This window comes from Rhodospirillales bacterium, from assembly GCA_016712595.1.
Classification (GTDB): Bacteria; Pseudomonadota; Alphaproteobacteria; order Rhodospirillales; family Defluviicoccaceae; genus Defluviicoccus.
The window spans coordinates 1,630,641-1,655,910 of the sequence record JADJQT010000001.1 but is presented as its reverse complement, the minus strand read 5'-3'; the positions used below and the strand labels follow the sequence as shown (position 1 = coordinate 1,655,910).

17 protein-coding genes and 4 pseudogenes are annotated in these 25,270 nt (G+C 63.6%); 15 read left to right on the top strand and 6 right to left on the bottom strand.

The window, feature by feature from the left end:
- Window positions 1-5 precede the first annotated feature (5 nt).
- Genes kdpB through IPK66_07475 form a run of 4 tightly spaced genes read left to right on the top strand, consistent with a single transcriptional unit; the run spans window position 6 to window position 6,168 of the window.
- Window positions 6-2,126, top strand: a complete 2,121-nt coding sequence (gene kdpB, locus IPK66_07490; GenBank protein ID MBK8175097.1) for a potassium-transporting ATPase subunit KdpB — start codon at window positions 6-8, stop codon at window positions 2,124-2,126.
- Window positions 2,127-2,144: 18 nt separating this feature from the next.
- Window positions 2,145-2,714, top strand: a complete 570-nt coding sequence (kdpC, locus tag IPK66_07485) for a potassium-transporting ATPase subunit KdpC (protein ID MBK8175096.1) — start codon at window positions 2,145-2,147, stop codon at window positions 2,712-2,714.
- A gap of 47 nt (window positions 2,715-2,761) precedes the next feature.
- On the top strand, window positions 2,762-5,482 hold the full coding sequence (locus IPK66_07480; protein ID MBK8175095.1) for a sensor histidine kinase KdpD: 2,721 nt from the start codon (window positions 2,762-2,764) through the stop codon (window positions 5,480-5,482).
- Window positions 5,479-6,168 carry a response regulator gene (locus IPK66_07475; protein MBK8175094.1) on the top strand — a complete coding sequence of 230 codons (690 nt, stop codon included), beginning with the start codon at window positions 5,479-5,481 and terminating at the stop codon, window positions 6,166-6,168. The genes IPK66_07480 and IPK66_07475 overlap by 4 nt, the downstream gene beginning before the upstream one ends.
- A gap of 265 nt (window positions 6,169-6,433) precedes the next feature.
- Here IPK66_07475 and IPK66_07470 read toward each other — a convergent pair whose 3' ends face one another.
- Window positions 6,434-6,658 (bottom strand): hypothetical protein, encoded by a 225-nt coding sequence (locus IPK66_07470; GenBank protein ID MBK8175093.1) that lies wholly within the window; start codon window positions 6,656-6,658, stop codon window positions 6,434-6,436.
- A gap of 343 nt (window positions 6,659-7,001) precedes the next feature.
- Here IPK66_07470 and IPK66_07465 point away from each other — a divergent pair, with 343 nt between their 5' ends.
- From IPK66_07465 to IPK66_07440, 6 genes and pseudogenes are all read left to right on the top strand, one after another.
- Window positions 7,002-7,340, top strand: coding sequence for a DUF2478 domain-containing protein (locus IPK66_07465; protein MBK8175092.1), 339 nt, complete (start codon window positions 7,002-7,004; stop codon window positions 7,338-7,340).
- Between the two features lie 257 nt (window positions 7,341-7,597).
- Window positions 7,598-8,029 (top strand): hypothetical protein, encoded by a 432-nt coding sequence (locus IPK66_07460; protein ID MBK8175091.1) that lies wholly within the window; start codon window positions 7,598-7,600, stop codon window positions 8,027-8,029.
- A gap of 59 nt (window positions 8,030-8,088) precedes the next feature.
- Complete coding sequence (locus tag IPK66_07455) at window positions 8,089-8,535, top strand: hypothetical protein (protein MBK8175090.1); 447 nt, start codon at window positions 8,089-8,091, stop codon at window positions 8,533-8,535.
- Window positions 8,536-8,593: 58 nt separating this feature from the next.
- Window positions 8,594-9,820, top strand: a pseudogene (locus tag IPK66_07450) (nitrogenase iron-molybdenum cofactor biosynthesis protein NifE).
- Window positions 9,821-9,823: 3 nt separating this feature from the next.
- On the top strand, window positions 9,824-10,138 hold the full coding sequence (locus IPK66_07445) for a hypothetical protein (protein MBK8175089.1): 315 nt from the start codon (window positions 9,824-9,826) through the stop codon (window positions 10,136-10,138).
- Window positions 10,135-11,509, top strand: a pseudogene (locus IPK66_07440) (IS66 family transposase). Before IPK66_07445 ends, IPK66_07440 begins: the two are co-directional and overlap by 4 nt.
- A gap of 48 nt (window positions 11,510-11,557) precedes the next feature.
- On the opposite strand, the gene IPK66_07435 reads toward IPK66_07440, so the two are convergent.
- The 3 genes and pseudogenes from IPK66_07435 to IPK66_07425 form a co-directional block, all read right to left on the bottom strand.
- Entirely contained in the window at window positions 11,558-12,919 is a 1,362-nt protein-coding gene (locus tag IPK66_07435; GenBank protein MBK8175088.1) for an acyltransferase, read from the bottom strand.
- A gap of 715 nt (window positions 12,920-13,634) precedes the next feature.
- Window positions 13,635-15,003 (bottom strand): annotated as a pseudogene (locus tag IPK66_07430) (IS66 family transposase).
- Window positions 15,004-15,067: 64 nt separating this feature from the next.
- A pseudogene (locus IPK66_07425) lies at window positions 15,068-15,319 on the bottom strand (nitrogenase iron-iron protein, alpha chain).
- Window positions 15,320-15,800: 481 nt separating this feature from the next.
- On the opposite strand from IPK66_07425, the gene IPK66_07420 reads away from it, so the two are divergent.
- Complete coding sequence (locus IPK66_07420; protein MBK8175087.1) at window positions 15,801-16,841, top strand: TOBE domain-containing protein; 1,041 nt, start codon at window positions 15,801-15,803, stop codon at window positions 16,839-16,841.
- Window positions 16,842-16,934: 93 nt separating this feature from the next.
- Window positions 16,935-17,480: a transposase gene (locus tag IPK66_07415; GenBank protein MBK8175086.1), complete on the top strand. Its 546-nt coding sequence runs from the start codon at window positions 16,935-16,937 to the stop codon at window positions 17,478-17,480.
- Window positions 17,481-17,604: 124 nt separating this feature from the next.
- Here IPK66_07415 and IPK66_07410 read toward each other — a convergent pair whose 3' ends face one another.
- Both IPK66_07410 and IPK66_07405 read right to left on the bottom strand, forming a co-directional pair.
- Window positions 17,605-19,308 carry a cation:proton antiporter gene (locus tag IPK66_07410; GenBank protein MBK8175085.1) on the bottom strand — a complete coding sequence of 568 codons (1,704 nt, stop codon included), beginning with the start codon at window positions 19,306-19,308 and terminating at the stop codon, window positions 17,605-17,607.
- A 1-nt stretch (window position 19,309) separates the two neighbouring features.
- The gene (locus IPK66_07405) at window positions 19,310-20,893 is read right to left on the bottom strand and encodes an FAD-dependent oxidoreductase (GenBank protein ID MBK8175084.1); all 1,584 of its coding nucleotides are present in this window, start codon (window positions 20,891-20,893) and stop codon (window positions 19,310-19,312) included.
- A 698-nt stretch (window positions 20,894-21,591) separates the two neighbouring features.
- On the opposite strand from IPK66_07405, the gene IPK66_07400 reads away from it, so the two are divergent.
- The 3 genes from IPK66_07400 (at window position 21,592) to IPK66_07390 (ending at window position 25,209) form a co-directional block, all read left to right on the top strand.
- Window positions 21,592-22,035 carry a helix-turn-helix domain-containing protein gene (locus tag IPK66_07400; GenBank protein ID MBK8175083.1) on the top strand — a complete coding sequence of 148 codons (444 nt, stop codon included), beginning with the start codon at window positions 21,592-21,594 and terminating at the stop codon, window positions 22,033-22,035.
- An 83-nt stretch (window positions 22,036-22,118) separates the two neighbouring features.
- The gene (locus IPK66_07395; GenBank protein MBK8175082.1) at window positions 22,119-22,649 is read left to right on the top strand and encodes an IS630 family transposase; all 531 of its coding nucleotides are present in this window, start codon (window positions 22,119-22,121) and stop codon (window positions 22,647-22,649) included.
- A 94-nt stretch (window positions 22,650-22,743) separates the two neighbouring features.
- Entirely contained in the window at window positions 22,744-25,209 is a 2,466-nt protein-coding gene (locus IPK66_07390; GenBank protein ID MBK8175081.1) for a GAF domain-containing protein, read from the top strand.
- The last annotated feature ends 61 nt before the right edge of the window (window positions 25,210-25,270 follow it).

The window sequence follows — 25,270 nt, the reverse complement described above, 5'->3', positions numbered from 1 at the left end:
CGATCATGACAAAGATCGTCGCGGACCACCGTGACACCGGCGCGTTCGATCCGGACATCGCGACAAGCCGCAGCGCTCGGAGCAGTGCCTCAATCTTCGATCGCGCCATCCTTTCCGGCGCGCTGGTCGAGTCGATCCGCAAGCTGCATCCGCGAACGCTTGCCCGCAACCCGGTGATGTTCGTCGTCGCCGTCGTCGCGACCTTCTCCACGCTTGTCTTCGTCCGCGATATGGCATCCGGCGCTGGAGATCTCGGATTTTCGGCACAGGTCATCGCCTGGCTGTGGATCACCGTGCTGTTCGCCAACTTCGCGGAGGCCGTCGCCGAGGGACGCGGCAAGGCGCAGGCGGCAAGCCTGCGCAAGACCCGCACCGAGACGTCCGCCAAGGTGCTGAACGATCCCCAATCCGGGACCTGGCGGCAGGTTTCGGCCCTTGACCTCAGGCCCGGCGATATCGTTTTCGTCGAAACCGGCGACCTGATCCCCGGTGACGGCGAGGTGATCGAGGGTGTGGCCAGCGTCAACGAGGCGGCGATCACCGGTGAATCGGCGCCGGTGATCCGCGAGAGTGGCGGTGACCGTTCGGCGGTGACCGGCGGCACGCAGGTGATCTCCGATTCGATCAAGGTGCGGATCACCGCGGCACCCGGCTCGACCTTTCTCGACCGCATGATCGCGCTGGTCGAAGGGGCCGAGCGGCAGAAAACGCCGAACGAGATCGCGCTCAACATCCTGCTCGCCGGCATGACCATTCTTTTCGTGCTCGCCGTCGTCACCATCCCCAGCTTTGCGGCGTACTCCGGGGGAGCGGTGCCGATGATTGCGCTGGTCGCGCTGTTCGTGACGCTGATCCCGACGACCATTGGCGCACTGCTGTCGGCGATCGGCATCGCCGGAATGGACCGGCTGGTCCGCTTCAATGTTCTCGCCATGTCCGGGCGCGCGGTCGAAGCGGCCGGCGACGTCGACACGCTGCTCCTCGATAAGACCGGCACGATCACGCTGGGCAATCGCCAGGCGACCGAGTTCATCGCTCTGCCGGGGGTGAGCGAGCGGGATCTGGCGGACGCCGCCCAGCTCTCCTCGCTCGCCGACGAAACCCCGGAAGGACGCTCGATCGTCGTGCTGGCGAAGGAAAAATACGGCTTCCGCGGCCGTGAGATGGCACCGCTGCACGCCAACCTCGTGCCCTTTACCGCGCAGACACGGATGAGCGGAATCGACGTCGACGGACAGCAGATCCGCAAGGGCGCCGCCGACGCGGTCGTCAATCACGTGCGCCTGGTCAGGGGCAATCCCAACATGCCGACGCCGCGCGCGCTGCAGGACCTCGTCGAACGCGTGGCCAAGGCCGGCGGCACGCCACTCGCAGTCGCCCGCAACGGCCAGCTCCTGGGAGTGATCCACCTCAAGGACATCGTCAAGGGCGGCATCCGCGAGCGCTTTGGCGAACTGCGCCGAATGGGCATCCGCACGGTGATGATCACTGGCGACAATCCGCTGACCGCCGCTGCCATCGCCGCCGAGGCCGGCGTCGATGACTTCCTCGCCGAGGCGACGCCGGAAGCGAAGCTCAAGCTGATCCGCGACGAGCAGGCGAAGGGCAAGCTGGTGGCGATGTGCGGCGACGGCACCAATGATGCGCCGGCTTTGGCCCAGGCGGACGTCGGCGTCGCCATGAACACCGGTACGATGGCCGCGCGCGAGGCCGGCAACATGGTCGATCTCGACAGTGATCCGACCAAGCTCATCGAGATCGTCGCCATCGGCAAGCAACTGCTGATGACCCGCGGCGCGCTGACGACGTTCTCGATCGCCAACGACGTCGCCAAGTACTTCGCGATCATCCCGGCGATGTTCCTCGCTGTCTATCCGCAGCTTCAGGCGCTCAACGTGATGGGCCTCGCGACACCGCAGAGCGCCATCTTATCGGCGATCATCTTCAATGCGCTGATCATCATCGCCCTGATCCCGCTGGCGTTGCGCGGCGTGTCGTATCGTCCGAGCGGGGCGGCGGCCCTGCTGCGCCGCAACCTCCTGGTCTACGGCCTTGGCGGAGTGGTCGTGCCGTTTGTCGGCATCAAGCTGATCGACCTCGCCATTTCCTCCCTCGGCCTTGCCTGAAAGATTGCGCTCATGCCGATCCTGAATCAGCTTCGCCCGGCGTTCGTGCTGATCGCCCTGTTCACCGTGCTCACCGGCATCGCCTACCCCTTCGCCGTGACCGGCATTGCCCAGCTGATCTTTCCCGACGCGGCGAACGGCAGCCTGATCACTCGTGCCGACGGCAGCATCATCGGATCGAGCCTGATCGGCCAGACCTTCTCCTCCGAGCGCTACTTTCACGGCCGTCCCTCCGCCGCCGGCAGCGACGGCTATGATGCCACCGCCTCCGGTGGCTCGAATCTCGGGCCGACCAGCAAGGCATTGATCGCGCGCGTGCAGGCCAACATCGGAGCACTGCACGTGCGGAGCGATACGCCGGTACCGGCCGATATCATCACCGCGTCGGGCAGCGGGCTCGATCCGCATATCACCCCCGCGGCTGCCGAGCTGCAGGTGGCGCGCATCGCCAAGGCGCGCAAGCTTCCGGTCGCGCGCGTCCGCGAGCTCGTCGAGGCGCACACCAGCGGCCGGTTACTCGGCCTCATCGGCGAGCCGAGGGTGAACGTTCTGGAACTCAATCTCGCGCTCGACGGGCTGACATCGTAAACTGTCTACGGAGTCGCTAGGCGAGGCAGGCGTCGCTCGAGCCGGCAATGGCCAATTCGGATACCAGAAGCGACCAGCGTCCGTCACCGGAGGAGCTGCTTAAAACAGCGCAACGGGAGAATCGCGGCCGTTTGAAGATCTTTCTCGGCGCGGCACCCGGCGTCGGCAAGACCTTTGAAATGCTGCTGACCGCTCAGGCGCGCCGCCGTGAAGGCGTCGATGTCGTCGTCGGCGTTGTCGAGACCCATGGTCGGATCGAAACCGACCAGTTGTTGAATGGACTCGCGATTATCCCCCGCCGACAGGTCGAATATCGCGGCCTGATCCTCGATGAGATGGATTTGGATGCCATTCTGGCACGACGACCCAAGCTGGTTCTCGTCGACGAGCTGGCGCACACCAACGTTGCGGGCTCCCGGCATCCGAAACGGTATCTCGACGCGGAAGAACTGCTTGCCGCGGGTATCGATGTGTTCACGACGCTCAATATCCAGCATGTCGAGAGCCTGAACGACGTCGTTGCCCGCATCACCCGGATTCGCGTGCGCGAAACCGTCCCAGACGGCGTTCTCGACGCCGCCGACGACATCGAAGTCGTCGACATCGCGCCTGACGATCTGATCCAGCGCGTCAAGGAGGGAAAGGTCTACGTCCCGAAAACCGCACAGCGGGCCCTCGATCATTACTTCGCGCCGGGGAACCTGACCGCCCTGCGCGAACTGGCCCTCAGGCGCACCGCTCAGCGCGTCGACGAGCAGCTTCTCTCGCACATGCGTCGCCACGCGATCCGCGGCCCCTGGGCGGCGGGCGAACGGGTGGTGGTCTGCCTGAACGAGAGCGAAGGGTGCGCCGCCCTCATCCGCCAGACAAAGCGCATGGCCGACCGGCTGCACGCGCCGTGGACCGCCCTTTATGTGGCAACCAGCCGGACGCAACGATTGACCGATGCCGAGCGCGACCGAATTGCCGATTGGCAGCGGCTTGCCGAACGACTTGGCGGCGAGGCGCAGACCGTTCCCGGCCTGGACGTCGTCGAGGAAATCCTGAGGTTCGCTGGCGACAACAATGTCACGCAGATCATTGTTGGCAAGTCGAACCGGTCACGCTGGTTCGAAATGGTGCACGGCTCCGTCGTCCACGACCTGGTCCGCAGGGCCGGCGGCATCGGCGTCCATGTCAGCAGCGGCGACAAGGATGATCACCGTGACGCCACCGCCGCCAAGACGGTTCGCGCCAAGCAGGTATCGAGAGCGCCGGCAATCTTCGCCTACGTAGCAACCTGTGCCACGGTGGGTGTCGCGCTTGCGATCGGGTTGTTGCTCCAGCCTTTTCTCGGTATCGAAAACGTCGACCTGATTTTTCTCCTTGCCGTCGTCTTCGTCGCCGGACGTTACGGCTTGTGGCCGTCAATCGTGGCCTCCGTTGTCAGTGTGCTGGCTTACAATTTCTTTTTCTTGCCGCCACTTCACACGTTTACGATTACCAATCCGGCGCACGTCCTGGCGCTCGTATTCTTCCTCGCGGCGGCGCTGGTGGCCAGTCATCTCGCCGGACGGGTCCGCGATCAGGCCCATTCCACGCGTCTGCGCGCCCGCACCTCGGAAGCGCTCTTTGCGTTCAGCCGCAAGCTCGCCGGCGTCGCGACGCTGGACGACCTTTTGTGGGCTGCCGCATTCCAGATCGCCTCGATGCTCAAACTGAACGTGGTTATCCTGGTTCACGAGGATAACCAGCTCGTCGTGCACGTCGGCTACCCGCCGGAGGACCAAATGGACGGGGCCGACCTTGCGGCGGCGCATTGGACATGGAAGCATAACCGCCCGGCCGGCCGGGGAGCCGAAACGCTGCCTGGTGGCAAACGGCTTTTCATCCCGATCCGCACCAGCCGCGGTCCGGTTGGCGTGATCGGTCTCGACCGCGAACAGCCTGGCCCGCTGCTTACGCCGGATGAACGGCGCCTTCTCGACGCCCTGCTCGACCAGACGGCGGTTGCGATCGAGCGCGTCCGGCTGGCGAAGGAAATCGACGAAGCGCGGTTATTGACGGAAACAGAACGGCTGCGCTCGGCGCTGCTAATGTCGATTTCCCACGACCTCTCGACACCGCTTGCATCCATTCTCGGCGCGGCGACATCACTGCAAAGCTACGATACGCTCTATGATGCCGAGACCCGCCGGGAGCTAATCGCAACCTTACTCGACGAGGGGGAGCGGCTGCACCGTTTCGTTCGCAATCTTCTCGACATGACGCGTCTCGAGTCTGGCGTGATCGAATTGAACCGGGAGATCGTCGACGTCGGCGAGGCGATCGGCGCGGCATTGGAGCGGTGTGGCCGCATGCTGATCCAGCACCGCATCGAGCTCGATATAGAGCCCGACCTGCCGATGCTGAGTCTCGACGCCGTGCTGCTGGACCAGGTCATCGTCAACCTTCTCGACAACGCCTCGAAGTATACGCCCGCCGGTTCGACCGTTACCCTGCAGGCAAGGCGGCAGGCCGGCGGGATCGTTCTGCATGTGCGTGATGAAGGCCCGGGAATGCCGGAGGACGAACTGGAGCGGGTCTTCACCAAGTTCCACCGCCTGGAGGGCAGCGATCGCAAGCAGCCGGGGACAGGACTCGGCCTCGCGGTGTGCCGGGGCTTTGTTGAAGCGATGGGGGGCACGATCGTCGCCGACAATCGCTCCGACCGGTCCGGAGCGGTGTTCACCCTCACCTTTCCGGAACCGCAGGCTGGGGATCATCTTGCAGACGACGAGGCGGCGTGACCGGAAACGGCCCGCTCATTCTGGTGATCGACGATGAGCCGCCGATCCGTCGCCTGCTGCGCAACAGCCTGCTGGTACAGCGCTACCGTTTTGCCGAGGCGGCTACGGCCGCAGAAGGTGTTCGACGCGTGCGTGCCGACCGGCCGGATGCGGTGATCCTCGACCTAGGCTTGCCCGATCAGGACGGGATCAGCGTCATCCGCACTCTGCGCAGCTTCTCGAAGGTACCGATCATCATCCTCTCTAGCCGCGGCGACGAGCGCGGCAAGGTCGAGGCCCTCGATCTCGGCGCCGACGATTACGTCACCAAGCCGTTCGGCATGGGCGAACTGGTCGCACGCATTCGTGCCGCCTTACGTCACAGCGTGCAGGACGAGGGCGCCGAGCCGGTTTTCCGCAGCGGTGAGCTGGAAGTCGACCTCGTGCACCGTCTCGTCACCGTCGGTGGCGAAGAAGCGAAACTATCGCCCAAGGAATACGACATTCTGCGACTGCTGGTGATTCACGCCGGCAAGGTTCTAACCCATCGGATGATCATCAACGAGGTGTGGCGGACGGGCGGCGATGTTCAATACCTGCGCATCTACATCCGCCAGCTCCGCCAGAAACTGGAAAAGAACCCCGAACGCCCGGCGCACATCGTCACTGAAACCGGCGTCGGCTATCGCCTGCGCCTGCCGGACTGATGCGATAAGTGCAAGACTGAAATGACCGCAATCGAGATAGGGACCCTGTCAGAGTAATCAGCGGGAGCTCGCTTGAACGCATTCAGTTCCGCAAACTACGCGGCGAGTTGGCACCAATCTGAACTTGCTTCGGAAAAGCGGGCAGTTGTCTTGAGGATAAAGGCGAAAGCGAAGGCGAGGACGGAGCAACGAGGGTTTACGAGGGAGTTTGAGGACATCGATGGCTTCTTCAATCTCGTGAGGCGCCACTCCGCCCTTGACTATCTCAGCCCCGCCCAACCGAGCAGACGGCGTGACGCTGAGCAAATGCCTCTCCAATTAAGCGGCGCAAATCCACGCCACTGATGACGCCGCCTCGTGGACGGCACAGACCAGCGGCAAGCACGAGCAGGTCATCAACGGTCGGCCTGTGATCCACTCGCTCCGCCGCCAGCCGATGGCGCTGCTCAATCTCGCTATCGCGATCAGCTGTTTTCTTGATCATGTGCATCCTGGCACTCCAGATGCCGTAAGGGGGCTATTCACCCCATCACTTCACGTCGTTGCAGCGTCGGGATGACGCGCACTTGTCGGACCCTCGACACACAAAATAGGCGACATACATCGTGGCATGGTCGGCATACATCGCGGCAGAACCCAAAGCATCGCACCGATCATCCAAAACACGCTTTTAATTTCAATACCTTTGCTCTGATCCGGAGTTTTTGCATCCCCTCTTGGCACATCGTTATGCATTGAAGTTCATATCGCCTAGCGGCGATGCCGTCGTCGAGCAACGCCGTCCAACGCGGATTGCCCGATCCGTCTTCCGAGGCAGGGGAGCAAGAAAGGCTATGGAATCGGTAAGAGCGCCCTGGATCCGCCCTGGGGCGGTAGTGCACGATCCGCAGGTCAACATCGATGATCTTCTCGCCGACTTTGCGTTCGCCCTGCGCGATCGCGGCTTTCGCGTCTCCGGATTCGTGCAGATGAACAACCGGCAGCCCTGCGCGCTTGGCAGCGGGCGCAGCAAGCGGATCAATCTTCTCGACCTGGACACCGGCCAGACCATCGCGATCGAGCGCGATCCCTCGGCCGCCAACGACCATGCGATCGACCCCGCCGTGTTCTTGGCTTGCGAATGCAAGCGTTATAATCTCTACTATAAAAACTATCATAAACCCCAGAAATAGTAGAGAATACTTTCAGTTTTACTTATAACCGTCTGATTATATTTTTACATCGAGACGATGATTATCGTAGACCATATGCTGAGACGACGACTTCGATTGCTTACTGATCAACGGGATACGAGCTCGGTGCTTCGCATCGCCATCGCCACCCGCGACAACGAGGTTGCCGACGAGCCAATCGGCCGGGCGCCGGTGTATGCCGTCTACGACGTCGGCAGGGCGCCAGTTGCCTCGCCGAGCTGATCGAGTTCACGGCGATGCCGCGCAAATGCGCCGCCGATAACGACAATCCGGACGACTGCGACGATCGTTTTGAGGCGCGTATCGGCGCCCTCAGCGGCTGCCAAATGATTTTCGCCCGCGAGCTCGGCGACATCGCCGTTGCCGCGGCGATGAAGGCGCGCATCCACCCGATCGAGCTCGTGCGGGAGGAAGCGATCAGCGCCCTGATCAGCCGCTGCCAGACGATGATGGCAACCAACCCACCGCCATGGCTGCGCCATGTCATCGGACTTGAGGGTGGCTCGTCAGCCCACCCAACGCCCGCCGGACCGAATGGTACGGAATCGGCCGATGACGTACGCCAGCGTGCACTCTGTCATCGACGCTCGGCGCCGCGGTTGCCGGCTGATGGCGAGAGCGGCTGGCCGATCGCCGTTCTGGCATCACCGCAAGGCCGAACCGCATGAAAACACAGGCTTTTCGCGACGCAGCGCCCAACCGTGCCACCGGTTTCATCCGATGATCAATGTGGCCCGACGATTGCTACTGCAGCGGCAAGCCAAATTTTCAACAAGTAGGTTTCAACATGAACAACACAGAGTCTGGTAACGTTCCGCTCATTGCCGAATATGCGCGGTGTAAGGTCTGCGTCATTCGTCTTGATCAAATCTGCTATAAGCGGGCGTGGTGGTTCCGGTCATTTCGCGAAGTTCTCGTGACTGGCGTCCGTATGTTTGCGCTGATCTATCGGGTTCCGCGCGACGCCTATGTCTCCCGTTCGCCTATGTGCCATGGCTGCATGCGCTTCTGCAAGAACGTGGTCAAGAGACACTCGCCTCTCTTCAACTATTTCGACGCGTATCTCAATCCGTTCTTCAACCGGGTACGCGATTCCCTGCTCACCGCCGAGGAACTGGCCTGGGCGCGGGGACTGGCGGAGCGCGCCGCCGACCGAGACTTCGTCGAACGTTGATCAAGGTTGGCAGGGTGGGCACGCACGGGCTCGCCGCCGACGCTACGGGAGAGTGACGATGAAACCGGACGAGATCCTCGCCCTGCAGGACGAGCCGGCCTGCGATCACAACCGCAAGAGCAAGTCCGGTTGCGCGCGACCGAAGCCGGGCGCGACGCAAGGGGGCTGCTGCCTTGACGGTGCGCGCAACGCGCTGGTGCCGATCACCGATGTCGCGCACATCGTCCATGGGCCGATCGGCTGCGCCGGCAGCTCATGGGACGCCCGCGGCTCGCGCTCCTCGGGACCGATGGTCTATCGCGTCGGCCTGACGACGGACCTTTCGGACATGGACGTGATCATGGGCGGCGGCGAAGAGCGGTTGTTGGGCGCGGTCGCCCATGTCGTCCGGCGCTACGCACCCGCGGCGGTGTTCCTCTACAACACCTGCGTGACCACGATGTCGGGAGAAGACCTGGAGAAGATCGCGCGCACCGCCGCCCGGTAATGCTCGATCCCGGTCGTGCCCGTCGACTGCGCCGGCTTTTACGGCAACAAGAATCTTGGCAATCGCGTCGCCGGCGATGCCCGCTTCCGCGACCTGCAGGGCATGCACCGGACCGAGGCCAGCATGTGCTCGAAGGCGATGCTGAGTGTCGCCCGTGGCATCAGGGAACGGTGGGGCACGCCGTTCTTCGAAGGCAGCTTCTACGGCCTCGCGGATACCTCGCAGGCGCTGCGCGATTTTGCCAGCGTGCTGGGCGATCCCGATCTCACGGCGCGCACCGAAACCCTGATCGCCCGCGAGGAAGCGGCAACCGAGGCGGCCCTCGCTCCTTACCGGCGGCGTCTTGCCGGCAAGCGCCTGCTGACCTTCTCCGGCGGCTTCAAATCGTGGTCGGTGATCTCGGCGATGCAGGACGTGGGGATGAGCGTTGTCGCTACCGGCACCGAGAAATCGACGGAAGAGGACAAGGCGCGGATCTACGCGCTGATGGGACCGGACGCCCGTTTGATCGACGATAATGACCAGACGGCGCTGCTGCAGGCGTTCGAACGCTATGATGCCGACATCCTCGCCGCCGGCGACCGCTACATCTACCCGGCGCTGAAGGCGCGGGTGCCGTTCCTCGATCTCGATCACGTTCGCGACATCGGCTACGCCGGCTATGCCGGTATCGTGGAGTTCGCCCGGCAGGTTGTCGTTTCGGTCGAGAGCCCGGTATGGGCAAAGATGCGTGCCCGGCCCCGCTGGGCGGCCGGCGGCAAACCATCCGTCAGCGCCGCGATCGGCGCCGGGGCGTAAGCGATGGCCGAGATCACGCTGTCTGCCAAACCGCTTGCCGTCAGCCCGCTGAAGGTGAGCCCGGCGATGGGCGCGTCGCTCGCCTTTCTCGGGCTCGACCGGGCGATGCCGCTGGAGCATGGCGCCCGCGGCTGTACCGCTCTCTCCAAGCTGTTCTTCATGCGTCACTTCCGCGAGCCGATCGCCCTGCAGACGACGGCGATGGAGCTGCTGACCGTGGTGCTCGGCGCAGACGACAACGTCGTCGAGTATCTGCTCAGGTGGTTGGCGATTTTTGGGTTGCGGGGTCGGGCTGGATGTGAGTCAAGGTATGGATGACTCTGCCGTTCCGATACCGCTTGAGCGACGATGAGAAGGACGCGCTGCTTTCCGAGCAGGCAGCGCTGATCGAACGTCAGGCGGCGCGGATTACGGAACTCGAGGCGCTGCTGGCGCGACCGAAGAAGACGTCACGGAACAGCCACACGCCGCCGTCGCAGGACCGCAAGCCGGGCGGAAGCGGGGACAAGAAGCATGGCGAGCGGCGCAAGCTGCGGCCCTCGCGTCCGGGCTCGGCGCGGTCGCTGAGCGAGGTGCCGGACGAGACGATCAAAGCGGCTGGCCACCACGTGTCCGCATTGTGCCGCCGACGTTTCGGGCCAGAGGCAGATCTGCCGCCATCGCTACGATCACATCGACATCCCGCCAATCGCACCGGTGGTGACCCGTGTTGAGCTGTTCGGCGGGCGCTGTGCTGCCTGCGGCCGCCGTTTCCGCGCCGCCCCGCCGGACGGCATGCCGCTGGGAACACCCTTTGGGCGTCAATCCAGGCGCTGCTTTTGTATCTGCACCACAGCCATCATGTCGGTTTCCGAGAGCGGCTGGCGCGGATGATGGCGGAGCTGTTCGGGCTGGTGATCTCCGAGGGTGCCATCGCCAACGCCTTCCGCCGCGCTGAAACAGCGATGACGGCGGCGTGCGCCGCGATCAAGGAAGGCTGCTGGCCGCCCGGGTGATCGCCTCGGACGAGACCACCGCCCGCATCGACGGCGCCACCCACTGGCATTGGGTGTTCGTCACCACCAAGGCGGTGCTGCACCAGATCGCACCCCGCCGGGCGAAAGCGGTCGCCGAAGAGGTGCTGGGCGAGCACCGGCCGGCGGTCTGGGTGTCCGACCGCTACGCCGGCCAGCAGGATCTGGCGCCCGCGCATCAGGTCTGTCTCGCCCACCTCCTGCGTGACGTCCAGTATGCCATCGACTGCGGCGATACCGTCTTCGCGCCCCGGCTGCGCGATCTGCTGCGCTGGGCGATCCGCATCGGCCGACGGCGAGATGTGCCCTGCGGCCGGCGACCCTCGCCACCTATCACGACCGCGCCGAACGCCGCCTCGATGCGCTCGTGGCCACACCCGCGGCGCATCCCGCCGGCCGCGAGCTGCAAACCGCAGTCAAGGCGTGGCGGACGACGTTCTTCGTCTTCCTCGAAGACCCAGACGTGCCAGCCACCAACAACGCCTGCGAGCGAGAAATCCGTCCGTCCGTCGTGTTCCGCAAGGTCACCGGCGGCTTTCGCTCCGAATGGGGCGCACACATCCACGCCGGATACCGATCCGTCACCAGCACCGCAGGGCTCCACGGCCAAACCGCCCGGCAAGCCATCGCCCAACTCCTCGCCGGCACCTTCCAGACCACGCCCGCAGCTTTATAGCCAGGGGGGTGAGCAGATACGCGCCGCAGGCGTCATGAATAAGACGGGTTAGCCGTTTTCCGAATAGGCTCCGACGGCTCGCTGCACAGGCTTGGCGGCTGAGCTCGCCTTCTGGAAAAAACCGTTCAGAGTTCGCGAGAATGGGATTTCGATATACTTGAAAGCCAATCCAGACAATACAATAACAATGCCAATATAAAAAATAGTGATAAAATCGCCATACCATTCATTGGGTAGAACAATCACGTTTCCTGTCTCAGAAATGCCTTTAATTGGCAGCGATGAGGCCGGGCGCAAGATATCTAGCGAGAAGACTTTTGCGATAATTTGTGCGGGCCTGTCGATGACGTTGATCGCGACGAAGAGGTGAATGATATAGATACAAAAGGAGTAATGGCCGAGTCGCTGCAAAAATGCGCTACCGAGAATGCGAGAGAGAGCGCCACGCTCAATTGCGAACATGAATATCGTGAAGGCGACGACGAATGGTGCCAAGTTGGCGAAAGGTGTATTCCCGGCAAAATGTATATAATAGAAAAATATCAATAGCGTGCAAATCTCCAGAGTGGAAAATAGTAGAATGCCACAGTCGCGAAAAGCCGTACGGTGATTTGCATATTTCCAGATTTTATACAGAAAATATCCTATACTGAAGTCTAGAAGGCAGCGGAATATTCCATATTCTACGTCTGTATCAATTCCTCTGCTCGAGTATCGTAAAATTACGAAGTAGCTTATGGCCGATGTGGCGATCATCATTCCCATGATCGCCTGCTCGCGCACGCGCGTATGACCTGAGAGAAAGGCGATGATCGAAAATACAATATATGTGTAGAATTCTACGCTCAGTGCCCAGCTCGGGATATTCCATGTGTAATTGTCAAAAATGCCGATGGAATGGATGAGGAAAACATTTGGGATAATCGATGATAGAGTATTGTTTCCTTCGAATGGCGCCGTCTCGGTCGAAATACCGGTTTTGCTCAGCATAAATAGTTTTAATATTTCGCAGCCGATAAATGCGGCCAGCATGATTATATGCAGCGGCCAGATCCGCGAGAAGCGCTTGCCGATGAATGTGGCGAGTTGCGGCGCGTTGGTTATTCTGTCAATGTACGAATACGTTATGACAAATCCACTGAGCACAAAGAAAAAATCGACAAAAATATATGCATGCTGAAGAATAGTGGCGCCATAGATATGGCTGTATACGTTCAGATGGCAGAGCGCGATGATACAAGCGATGATGCCACGCCAGCCATCAAGTGCGATAAACCGGTTGGGTTGAATTGATCGGTCGCCGGGTTGCATATCTGTTCCTTCCGGGACAGTTATTCCGGATGTATTAGCCAGCCGACTCGCAAGGCGCTGCTTGCAGGTTCCATCGCCGTCGGCGGGACGCTGTACCATAGACAATGGGGCACGATTTGGCTGTGATGGCCGCCGCGACCCCGCGTCCGCTTGCCTCGCGCCAGGGCGGGGCGGTATCGTCGGTGTAATATCGCTGAGCGGTTGATCTGACTCGGCGTTGGGGATTTCCGAGTTCGCGGATTTCTGATTCCCTCATTTCCAGCAGATATGGGGAAGCGATGGGACGAGCCCTCGAAATCCGGGATGATCATGCGGCTTCGGAGTTGCGGCTCCTCGCCCGTCGCGAGCGGGACGGTCGAGTGGCGGCGCGGATGTACGCGATCGCGAACGCGCTGGACGGGATGACGCGGGCGGAAGCGGTGCGGCTGGCCGGGATGGAGCACCAGGCGCTCAGGGACGCGGTCGTCCGCTACAATGCCGAGGGTCTGGCCGGGCTGAAGGGCCGGCCGAAAGGCCATGCGCCGCGCACGCTGAGCGAGGCCGAGGAGGCGACGTTCGCGGCGGCGATCTTTCGTGGCCCGGACCCGGAGGCCGACGGCGTCTCGGCGTGGACCCGGGCCGACCTGTGCCGCTGGCTCGCGGCGCACTTCGGCAAGACCTACCATCCGTCGAGCCTGACCCGGGTGCCGCGGCGGATGGGGCTGTCGCGGCAGAAGGTGCGGCCGGTCCACCCGCAGGCGGACGCCCGGGCGCAGGCCCGGTTCAGAAAAGGGGCTGCGCGAGGCGGTGAGCGCGTATCTGCTCACCCCCCTGGCTATAAAGCTGCGGGCGTGGTCTGGAAGGTGCCGGCGAGGAGTTGGGCGATGGCTTGCCGGGCGGTTTGGCCGTGGAGCCCTGCGGTGCTGGTGACGGATCGGTATCCGGCGTGGATGTGTGCGCCCCATTCGGAGCGAAAGCCGCCGGTGACCTTGCGGAACACGACGGACGGACGGATTTCTCGCTCGCAGGCGTTGTTGGTGGCTGGCACGTCTGGGTCTTCGAGGAAGACGAAGAACGTCGTCCGCCACGCCTTGACTGCGGTTTGCAGCTCGCGGCCGGCGGGATGCGCCGCGGGTGTGGCCACGAGCGCATCGAGGCGGCGTTCGGCGCGGTCGTGATAGGTGGCGAGGTCGCCGGCCGCAGGGCATCTCGCCGTCGGCCGATGCGGATCGCCCAGCGCAGCAGATCGCGCAGCCGGGGCGCGAAGACGGTATCGCCGCAGTCGATGGCATACTGGACGTCACGCAGGAGGTGGGCGAGACAGACCTGATGCGCGGGCGCCAGATCCTGCTGGCCGGCGTAGCGGTCGGACACCCAGACCGCCGGCCGGTGCTCGCCCAGCACCTCTTCGGCGACCGCTTTCGCCCGGCGGGGTGCGATCTGGTGCAGCACCGCCTTGGTGGTGACGAACACCCAATGCCAGTGGGTGGCGCCGTCGATGCGGGCGGTGGTCTCGTCCGAGGCGATCACCCGGGCGGCCAGCAGCCTTTCCTGATCGCGGCGCACGCCGCCGTCATCGCTGTTTCAGCGCGGCGGAAGGCGTTGGCGATGGCACCCTCGGAGATCACCAGCCCGAACAGCTCCGCCATCATCCGCGCCAGCCGCTCGAAACCGACATGATGGCTGTGGTGCAGATACAAAAGCAGCGCCTGGATTGACGCCCAAAAGGGTGTTCCCAGCGGCATGCCGTCCGGCGGGGCGGCGCGGAAACGGCGGCCGCAGGCAGCACAGCGCCCGCCGAACAGCTCAACACGGGTCACCACCGGTGCGATTGGCGGGATGTCGATGTGATCGTAGCGATGGCGGCAGATCTGCCTCTGGCCCGAAACGTCGGCGGCACAATGCGGACACGTGGTGGCCAGCCGCTTGATCGTCTCGTCCGGCACCTCGCTCAGCGACCGCGCCGAGCCCGGACGCGAGGGCCGCAGCTTGCGCCGCTCGCCATGCTTCTTGTCCCCGCTTCCGCCCGGCTTGCGGTCCTGCGACGGCGGCGTGTGGCTGTTCCGTGACGTCTTCTTCGGTCGCGCCAGCAGCGCCTCGAGTTCCGTAATCCGCGCCGCCTGACGTTCGATCAGCGCTGCCTGCTCGGAAAGCAGCGCGTCCTTCTCATCGTCGCTCAAGCGGTATCGGAACGGCAGAGTCATCCATACCTTGACTCACATCCAGCCCGACCCCGCAACCCAAAAATCGCCAACCACCTGAGCAGATACGCTCGGTGTGCCAGGTGTCGTAGGCGCAGCCGAGCGGCCCGTGGATCATCTGGATGGTGTCCTTCAGCGCGCCACCGATCACCAGCTTCGCTCCGCAGAACGAGCAGCCTCGCTCAGACAATGTCCCGGGAATGGTCGGCGCATTGGCGACGGGAAGAAAATCTCTGGAGTCTTCTCTCGGTGTTTTAAAGTAAATGTGCCGCTCACGTTCAGGAACGTCCTGGTCACACTTAAGCAATACCATGGGCATGACGGAAATATCCCTGCTGACGACGGCCCATGAATTGGGATGTTCGCGCGTGTTGACTTGAAACGATGACTTGCTACCGGCATTTTATGAACGGGACCACGCCTGGACGAGCGGCACGGGCGCATACGCGCTTCCGCCGCGCCGCGCGCTGGACAGCGCCATTTGCCGGGTCTGCGCCCCATCAACACCCTGAAATATCAGGACACGGTCCGCATCGACGCGTGTCGTAAGCGGAGATGGTGACGCGGGAGCGGCGGCTCTCGCGCGCCTGGAGCGGCGTTCCGACCGGTACGTTCACCCCTCGATCGTTCTGAAATGTACCCGTCTGAAAAGTCGCACCGCGGAAACCTGGCACGGTGATATGTCCGAGCCATCCCTGCGCGGCCACGCCTGGATTTCGCGGCGATCAAACACTGGCAAGCGGACGGCGGCGATGACCTGTTGCTCGGTCACGCCGGCAACGACTGGCTCGACTGCGGCGATGACAACGACAGCCTTGCGGCAGCACCAACCGCCAGTGCTACGGGGCCTATTTATCACCGCCCTACCCCCCGTCGTCCCGGCAGAGCGAGCGTCGAGACCGTGCTCAGCGGAGCCGGCGAACACGGCGTGCCGGATTACCGATCCGCCGGTGAGGAATGCCACCTTCCCCCACCGCACTTGCTGCTACTATCCGCTTCACCTCTTACGCCGGATATATCCACCGGCCACGGAAGCGGCGGCCATTTCACTGAAGCATCTGCAACCCATTGTCGCTTTCCGCAGCGAGGACGGCATCGAGATCAGCGATCAGCGGATCCGGCTCCTCGAAGCGATCGATTCGCTGGGATCGATTTCCGCCGCGGCGCGGACCGCCGGCCTGACCTACCGAGGCGCCTGGGACGCCGTCGCGGCGATCAATCAAATCGCCGAACAGCCGTTGGTGCTCGGACGCACCGGCGGACGAGCGGGTGGGGGCGCGTCGCTGACCGACGATGGCCGTCGCTTTCTGAGAGCGGTGCAACCGATCAGACGGGAATTGCATCGCTACATGCATACCGTCGAGCTCGACCTCGGATCCGACCTCGTCGTCCCATCATTTTCATGGAAACATCTCATGCGCACGAGCGCGCGCAACACGCTCTTGTGCACGATCGCCGACATCAAGCACGGCGCGGTGAACGCCGAGATTCTTCTCGATGTCGCCCCCGGTATTCAACTCGTCGCCATCATCACCGAAGAGAGCGTCCGGAACCTGGAACTGGCGACAGGAAGAGACGTCTTTGCGCTGATCAAATCGAGCTTCGTTCTACTCGCCCCGGCGGGAGAGGTCGGCCGGACGTCGGCGCGCAACATGCTGACCGGTACCGTGGCTCGCCGGGAGGATGGCGCGGTCAACAGCGAGATCATTCTCGACATCGGCAGTGGCAAGTCGATCGCTGCGATCATCACCAAGGAAAGCGCCAGCAGCCTCGGCTTCAAGGTCGGCGACCGTGTATCCGCGCTGATCAAAGCCTCGCACATCATCCTTGCGATCGATTGAGCCCACGTCAGGACTTCGGCCGCAGCGCCGCGGATTGAGCCTCCCCGAGTCGGGGGACACCTTTGCTAAGCTCCGCGAGGGGCAGGAAGGTGCGTGATGACGAAGCGGCATCGGGACATCGGACCGATAACGGCATCCGTGCACGTTGCCGCCGTCGGCGAAGCCGAACACTTGCGGCGTGGTCGCGATCAGCCAGGGCTCGGTCTGGTGCCAAAGCAGAAAACTACCGGCGGCAGGCCCACGCTGCTTGGGATCAGCAAACGCGGCAACATCTACCTGCGCTATGCTGATTCACGGGGGGCGTGCCGTCGTCTCGCGGCTCGCACAGCAACAAACGGCGCTTGGTTCCTGGCTGAGATGCTTACTCGACCGCCCTTGTCCAAATGTCGTCATCCTCGCGCTCGCTGCCAAGCTGGCGCGCATCGCTGCTTACGCCGTGCTCGCCTACGGTCAACAATTTCAGGCGGCTCGACGCACGCAGATCACCGATATCTGGCTGCGGATAGTAGCGATGTCCCAACATTCAGCCGGCGCCCTGTGAGCCTGGCAAAACCAAAATCACGCGGATGCTGGCATCTGGCGAGCGGATGTGTGGAGGAACGGGAAGGCACATTCCCTCTGGCGCGCCGTGGATCATAAGGGCGAAGCGTTCAAGGTTTTTTGTCGCGAAGCGCCGGGATCGCAAGGCGCGCGTAGTCTACAGAAGCTGGATGCACAAGAGCTTCCTCAGTTCATTACTCTGACAATGCCTGATGGCCCGCTCTCAGGCCGCAAGGGCCGGACCGGTTGACAGCGCTCTTTCCTGTTGCCGGCGCATCCAGGCGCCAATCGCATCCTCGTTGATCCCCATTTCGTTGAGGACCACCGCCGCAAGATCGAGTCCGCGCGGAACGCCGCGCTCGATCACTGGCGAAATGCCAATCGACCGGAACTGCTCGGCTTCCTCGTCAGTACGAACGGCGGCGATCCGCTTGAGCATCGGGTAGAGAGCCGTCACCATCGGCGTGACCGCGCTTGAAGTCTCAAAGGACGGCGCTGTGAGGAGGAAAAATTTCCGCCCGTGCAAGGCGATCGGCTCCCAGATGCGAGGATCACTACTATCGCCGAAGATGACGGCGTAACCGTCGGCCGCCGCCTCACGGAACCGCCGGTCGTCGCGCTCGATCGCCACGTAGCCGATCGAGAATTCGTTGAGCGCGTCGGCGAGCGTCCGACCGACCCGGCCCATTCCCACGATGAACACCGGCGCGGCGAGGTCTTTCGGCTGCAGCTCCTGATCGGCCGCGCGGGTCGCACGCCGGCGCAAGTTCCCCGCAAGGGATCGCCCCGCCTCAGCCAGGGTGGGTGTTGCTGCAAGAGTGAGCGCGACCGAACCGATGAGCACGGCCGCAACCTCCTCGCCGAGCAGGGCTCGCACTGGAGGCAGACTGAGGATGACGAAGGCGAATTCGGATCCCTGCGCCAGCAGGAAGCCGAGTTGGGTGGAGCCGGGAACCGACCAGCCAAAAGCTCTGCTCGCCGCGGCGTTGGTGACGATCTTCACCGCGATCAGCAGCACAGCTGCGCCGATCACCCACGGCCAGAGGCGCAACAGCATCGCGAGGTCGAGCGACAACCCGACCGAGATGAAAAAGAACCCGAGCAGAAGCCCGCGGAATGGCTTGATCTCGGCTTGGATGATGGCACGGTAGGGAGTCTCGGCAACGATCATGCCGCCAAGGAAGGCACCCAGTGTCAGCGACAGACCGATGGCGCCGGTTGCCCACCCTGCAGCCAGCGCCACCAGGAGCGCCGTCGCGGTGAACACTTCCTCGTTGCGACTGCGGGCAATGGCGTCGAACAGCGGTCGCACGACAACGCGGGCGAGCAGGACCGCGATCCCGAAGGCGAGCACCGCCTTGACGATAGCCAGCCCGATCGCCGGCAGGACCGCCGTCTGGCCGCCGAGTGCGCTCGCGACGATCAACAGAAAGATCGCGGCAACATCTTGGAAAATCAGGATGGCGGTGGCGGTGAGACCGACCGGGCAATTCTGCTGATGGCGCTCGCTGATCAGGCGCGCGACGACGGCTGTTGAGGACAGCGCCAGGGTTGCGCCGACCAGGAACGCGGCAGGCGGGCTCAATCCGAACAGCATCGCCACCAGGCCGAGCACCAATGTCGCGCCCAGCACCTGAACCGGCCCGAACCCGAAGATATCGCCCGCCTGCTCGCGAATGTGCTTCAATGAAAAGTGCAGGCCGATATCGAACAGCAGGAAGACGACGCCGAGTTCGGCCAGCGTCGCCACGGTTCCGCTGTCGGACAACAGCCTGACGTCAGCGGCGCTGAGGCCCAGGCCCAGCACGAGATAGCCGACGATCGGACTGAGCTTGATCGCGCGGCAGCCGACCGCGACCGCGACACCCAGCCCCAGCAGAACGATGACCGGGACGAGAGCTGACAGGATGTGATGCGCGTCCGTCAACCTACGCCTCCGCGGGATGCAGGTATCGATGGATCGCCTGCACGACCACCGACCCTTCGCCGACGCTCGACGCCACGCGCTTCACCGATCCGGAACGGACGTCGCCGACGGCAAAAATTCCGGGCATGCTGGTCGCAAACGGCGAGACGGTTCCTGTTTCGTCCTGCATCTGACCCGTCACCACAAAGCCCTTGGCATCGAGATCGATGCAACCATCGAGCCATTCGGTATTCGGCTCCGCGCCGATCATCGCAAACACGTTGCAGATCGGCCGCGTCTCGCTGGCGCCGGTATCGAGATTGCGCCACGTGACGTCCCGCAGCCGCGCATCTCCGTGCAGCGTCGTAATCTCCGTGCGCGTGTGCAAGGTGATCTTGGCCGACTGCGCAATCCGACGAACAAGGTAGTCCGACATCGTCGCGGCGAGTCCTGCGCTACGCACCAGGATATGAACGTGCGCGACCGTGCGCGAAAGAAACATCGCCGCCTGCCCGGCCGAGTTTCCACCGCCGACAACGATCACTTCCTCGCCACCGCACAGTTGCGCTTCCATGGTGGTCGCCGCGTAGTGGACGCCCTGTCCCTCGAACCGAGCGTTGTCCGCCACGGCAAGTTTGCGGTAGCGCGCCCCGGTGGCGATGACGATCGCGCGCGCCTGCACCGACTGGTCGTCGTCGAGCCGCAGTCGATAAGGTCGCGCGTCGCAGTCGATGCCGCGGACGTCACGCGAAATTGCCAGTCTGGCGCCGAATTTCTGCGCCTGAATCTGGGCACGGCCGGCCAACGCCTGACCGGAAATGCCAGTCGGAAAACCCAGATAGTTCTCAATTTTCGATGATGTTCCAGCCTGGCCACCCGGTGCCATGCTTTCGATGACGATGGTATCGAGCCCCTCGGAGGCGGCGTAGACGGCGGCGGCGAGGCCGGCGGGCCCGGCACCAACGACAGTGAGATCGTAGACCCGTGTCGGGTCAACCGTCTCGGTCAGACCAAGCTCGTCGGCCAGAGCGGCGTTCGATGGATTGCGAAGCACGCGCTCACCGGGCGCAATCACCACGGGAAGCTCCTCCGGGGTCAGTTCAAAACATTCGAGAAAGTCGGTGGATTCTGGGTCCGTTTCGGAGTCGAGCAGGCGATGCGGGTAGCCGTTGCGGCTGAGAAAGCGCTGCAGCCGAAGCGTGTCGCCAGCGTGACCCGGACCGAGGACGATAACACCGCTCTGTCGATACCGGATCAAGCCGATGCGACGCAGGATGAACGCGCGCATGATGATCTCGGCGATGTCGGGCTCACCCGTCATCAAACGGCGAAAACCAGCAGGCGAGATGCGAACGACGCGACACTCGCAGCCCGTTCGTCCCGACACGAGCACCTGCCGGTCGTTGAACAAGGTAAGTTCGCCGGTAAACTCTCGCTCACCATGCACCACGAACACGTTGGACGCCCCACACACATCGACATCGAAAATCTCGATGCTCCCCTCGAGGACGAGGAAGAAATCCACCGCCCTCTGTCCGCGTGTAAAGACGAGCGTGCCCCCCGGCAGCCTTTCCTCGCTGCCGTAGCCGGCAACCCGCGCCGCCATCTCCACACTCAGCCGTGGGAAGGTCTGCGACCGCCGCAGGTAGGGATCGCTCGGATCGAGCTCCGGATCGGGCGATGGATCGGCGGACGATGGCCCATTCAACGCAGGTTGCACGATGTAACTCCCTGTCACAGCAATATTAACGTGCAGTGGGGCAAGGAAGGCAATACCTGTGCCCGTTTGTGCTTCCCCGCATATATGGGGCACCGCAACGCCGCCGAAGCTCAAGAGTGATTATGGGCTTCGGAACGCAGGGCGACAGCCGCATCAGCCTCCAGCCCCGTTCGGCACTGGTCGGTGAGCGAACGGATAGCGGACGAGGCTGCGTTCACGGCAGAGCGGTTCTGGTCAGGAAAACACCACCACGACGACGCCGAGGCATTGACGACGAATGGCATCAGCCCTTGCATCCCCGCCCCGCGCAGAGATGGTTTCTTTTATTATCCTCACCTTCTGGCGGCATGCGCTTGCACGCTGCGTCCTGGCGATCACACCACCCCGAGATCGACGGCCCCTCGACCCGTGACCGGAACCGGCTTGGCAACAGGAGTATCCCGCCGGTGGTTCGCCGGCAAGCTTGCCGAAAGCCGGAACCAAGGTGCCGCGGCCCGGGAGCTTCGCGCTGCTAAGCAGGATTCCCTTGGGCGATCCACATATGGCAGGCTCTGGTGGAGGGATCACTGGATTTTGGTGTTGTCATGGCGGGTCGTCCTCGGGTAGTGGCGACGGCGGAGCAGTGCGAGGAGTTGCGTGCGCTGGCCGGTTCGCCGGATCGGGCGGAAGCGGATCGGGCGCGGTCGATTTTGTTGTCGCTGCAGGGTTGGTCGAGCGCTCGGATTGCCGAAGCGTTTTCGGTCGAGCCGAACAGCGTGCGCCATTGGCGCTGGACGTTCGGTCGCGAGGGGGTGGCGGGCCTGCGCGCCCGCAAGGCACCGGGGCCGGAGCCGGTGAAGGCGCGGGCGGCGCTGGCGGTGGTCTCGGCAGTGCTGACGGACGAGGTTGCCGATCGGCGGAACTGGACGCTGCCGCGGTTGCAGAACGAGATCGAGCGGCGCACCGGCGAGCGGATTTCCAAGTCGCGGCTGAGCGTGGTGATGCGCAAAAAGGGGGCTTTCGCTGGCGGCGACCCCGGCACACGCTGAAGGGGCGGCAGGACGCCCAGGCCGTCGATCGCTCCGGCCTGCGGCTTCGTCTGCTGAAGCAGCAGGCCCAGGCCGGCGACCTCGTGCTGCTGTTCGAAGACGAGTCCGAGGCGCTCACCCATCCTTATCTCGCGCATGTGTGGGCCGGGCGCGGCGCCGACCTGCGCGTCGCAGCGCCCGGCCAGGCGCGCAAGGTGGCGATGATCGGCGCGCTCGACTTCGCGGCCGGCACGCTGGTCGTCGAGACCAGCCGGAGCAAGCGAAGCAGCGATTTCATCGCTCTGCTGACGCGGCTCGACGAGCTCCATGGCCCGCGCCCCGGCCGACCGACGAAGCCGGTCGTGCTCGTCATCGACAACGGTCCCATTCATACCAGCAAGGCGTCGCGTGCCGCCCTCGCCGCGCGGCCATGGCTGTGCGTCGAATGGCTGCCGAGGTACGCCCCCGAGTTGAACGACATCGAACATGCTTGGCGTGACCTGAAGCGGCATTTCCTCGCCCATCAGACCTTCCGAGACCTCGACCATCTCGACCGCGCCATCCATGCTGCCGTCACTGACCTCAACAACGAACGCCAATCCAAAACGTGTGCAAACCTACGAATCGCTGCTTAGCAGCCTTGCTCGGCATGAGTGCCTCTTGAAGAAGTGACAACGCTCCACGTGTGGTTGATTGTAGCGGGATAGGTATCCTCGAGGAGCTGTTGCGTTGTCTAATGACGAGATCATCGATCTTGATCTCGATCCGCGCGAGCACCGTCGCCGTTTTTGGCGTCGCCTCATCCGCGTCGGCATCCCCATCGGCATCGTGTTTCTTATCGTCGCTTCGATCGTCGCGACGGCCTTTTTTGGCTACTACAGCAATCGGCGCGACGCGCTGGCGTTGTCTCATGATGTTCTGGCCGCCCTCGACAAGCGCGTCAGCCAGCAGTTGCAGAGTTATCTCGCGCCGGCGGTGCGCGTCCTCGACCTGTTGCACAGCACGCTGCCGGGCGGCGTCTTCGCCAGAGGCGAGGGGCAACTGGCCGAGAATCTCGCGATCGGCGTTCTGGGCAACGCATCACAGGTCGCGCTGGTCAGCTTCGCCGATGCGAACGGCGATTTTCTGATGGTCAAGCGGCCCGGGGACGGTGCCCCCGAAGGCGACGGTGCTCCGCAGGGCGGAGTTGCGATCAAGCGCATTGAAAATCGCGACGGCGCACGACGCGTGACCTGGGAGCGGCGCGACGCGGAGGGGCACGTCCTGTCGCGGACCGAGGACCCGAGCGACACCTACGATCCGCGGACCCGGTCGTGGTTCATCGATGCCCTGCGCGCCGCCAATCAGGTGTCGTGGACCGATCTTTACATCTTTTTCACCGACCGCACGCCGGGGATCACCGTATCGCGCCAGCTTGCCACGCCGGCCGATCGCCCCGCCGAAGTGGCCGGAGTCGATATCAGCCTGAAAGCGCTGAGCGGTTTTCTTGCTGGCCTCGAAATCGGCAAAACCGGCCGGGCGATGATCATCGATCATGAGGGCCGCCTGGTTGCGTACCCCGATCCCCAGCGGATGATGACCGAAGAGAACGGCAGGCCGGTTCCGGCACGGATCGATGCGATCGGCGATCCGGTGTTGGCCCATGCGTACGACCGGCTGCGCATCATCGGACCAGGATGGCAGGTGATGGACGAAGGGGGAAAGCGGATTATCATCGCGTCTTCATCGTTGCGCGAGATCGTCGGCCGTGACTGGTCGCTGGTGTTCGTCGTTCCGGAAGACGATTTCGTCGGGTTCGTTGCCGCCAACAACCGCACTGCTCTGCTGATGTCGCTGGGCGTGGTCGGCTTCGCGGTTGCGCTGGCCATCCTCCTCGCCCGTCAAAGCTGGCAGACCGAACGCCTCGCCCGCGCGCTCCGCAGGCGCGAGCGGACATGGCAGACACAGCGCCAGGCCTTCGCCGACTTGGCCACGTCGGTCGACATGTTCGATCCGGATGACCGCAGCGGTGGGGAACGATTGACGGCAACGGTGGCTGACGCGCTGCGGGCGCGGCGGGTGAGCCTTTGGCGCTTCGATGCCCGACGGCCGGTGTTGATCTGCGAAGATTGCTACGATCGAGAGACGCGCGGACATACGTCCGGCCGCCAGATCACCGAAGCCGATTGCCCGCTGCTCATCGAGGCGCTGCGAGGGGGAGAGGTGGTGCCGGTCGCTGATGCTGCGGCCGATCCGCGTACCACCGATCTCTCTCGTGTCTACCTAAGCCCCGCCGGCTGCCGGACCCTGCTGGCGGTCCCGATTCAATCGCGCGACCGCGTCGAGGGAGCGGTCTGGATCGAGGATCTCGCCGAGACGTCGCTGAACGACGCCGATACGCTGAGTTTCGTCTGGTCGGTCACACGCATGCTTGCGCCCCGCTTTTCCGCGAGGGCTCCTGCCGTGGTGGCAACAGCCGTCATCGCGCCCGACGATGCCACGCCGCCCGCGCTCCATAAGACTCCGGCCGCCGCGACCGTCGCGCGCCATAACGTGGCCCCGTTCGCGGCGATGCGGACCGCGTCGATTGGGGGAAAGCGTTCAGAGCGGTTTTGTGACCGGCTGGCGGCACACGGGCTCGGCGGCGATAAGGTGGCAAGCGCCATCTTCGCCGATGCGGCGGTCATGGTGATGCGCTTCGTCGACCCGGTCATGGCCGCCGTGGAGCGGGCGGCATCGGGCGGCCCGGAGCGCTCGCCGGTGCTCAACGACGTCGTCTGCGCCTTGCAGCGCATCGCCGAGACGCATGAGATCGACTACCTGAAAATCGTCAGCGATCAGATCGTCGCCATCGAAGGCTTCAGCGGCGATGCGATCCAGCACGCCCGAGCAATTGCCGAGTTGGCGCTGGACATCCAGGCATTCTGCGGTGATGCGTTTGCCGGTTTGGCGCGGCCACTGGATTTGGCCATTGGTGTTGACCAGGGTACTGTGGTCGGCAGCAGCGTCGGCTTCGGCCACTTTGCGTTCAACATCTGGGGAGATGCCGTCCGCGTTGCCCAGGCCATGGCCACCACCGCCCCCCCCGGAATGATCCAAGTTACCGGTCGCGCCTATCGGTGCCTCGCGAACGACTACGCGGCGCGAAGCCGCGGCGCTTTCTACGTCGAGCACGAAGGAGAACTCTCGACCTATCTGCTGAAGGGGCGCCTGTGACGACCGGCCCCGGAGCAATCCCAAGAGGCGTGGGAGGTACCGGCGCCGGTCGGACGGCACG

What these genes read in the sequence shown, in the direction of transcription:
- IPK66_07470 (MBK8175093.1), bottom strand. Translation starts at nt 6,658, where the DNA reads ATGCACATGATCAAGAAAACAGCTGATCGCGATAGCGAGATTGAGCAG.
- IPK66_07455 (MBK8175090.1), top strand. Translation starts at nt 8,089, where the DNA reads ATGTGGCCCGACGATTGCTACTGCAGCGGCAAGCCAAATTTTCAACAA.
- IPK66_07460 (MBK8175091.1), top strand. Translation starts at nt 7,598, where the DNA reads ATGCCGCGCAAATGCGCCGCCGATAACGACAATCCGGACGACTGCGAC.
- IPK66_07465 (MBK8175092.1), top strand. Translation starts at nt 7,002, where the DNA reads ATGGAATCGGTAAGAGCGCCCTGGATCCGCCCTGGGGCGGTAGTGCAC.
- IPK66_07435 (MBK8175088.1), bottom strand. Translation starts at nt 12,919, where the DNA reads ATGGTACAGCGTCCCGCCGACGGCGATGGAACCTGCAAGCAGCGCCTT.
- IPK66_07405 (MBK8175084.1), bottom strand. Translation starts at nt 20,893, where the DNA reads ATGGCGGCGCGGGTTGCCGGCTACGGCAGCGAGGAAAGGCTGCCGGGG.
- kdpB (MBK8175097.1), top strand. Translation starts at nt 6, where the DNA reads ATGACAAAGATCGTCGCGGACCACCGTGACACCGGCGCGTTCGATCCG.
- IPK66_07480 (MBK8175095.1), top strand. Translation starts at nt 2,762, where the DNA reads ATGGCCAATTCGGATACCAGAAGCGACCAGCGTCCGTCACCGGAGGAG.
- IPK66_07445 (MBK8175089.1), top strand. Translation starts at nt 9,824, where the DNA reads ATGGCCGAGATCACGCTGTCTGCCAAACCGCTTGCCGTCAGCCCGCTG.
- IPK66_07420 (MBK8175087.1), top strand. Translation starts at nt 15,801, where the DNA reads ATGACAACGACAGCCTTGCGGCAGCACCAACCGCCAGTGCTACGGGGC.
- IPK66_07400 (MBK8175083.1), top strand. Translation starts at nt 21,592, where the DNA reads ATGGCGGGTCGTCCTCGGGTAGTGGCGACGGCGGAGCAGTGCGAGGAG.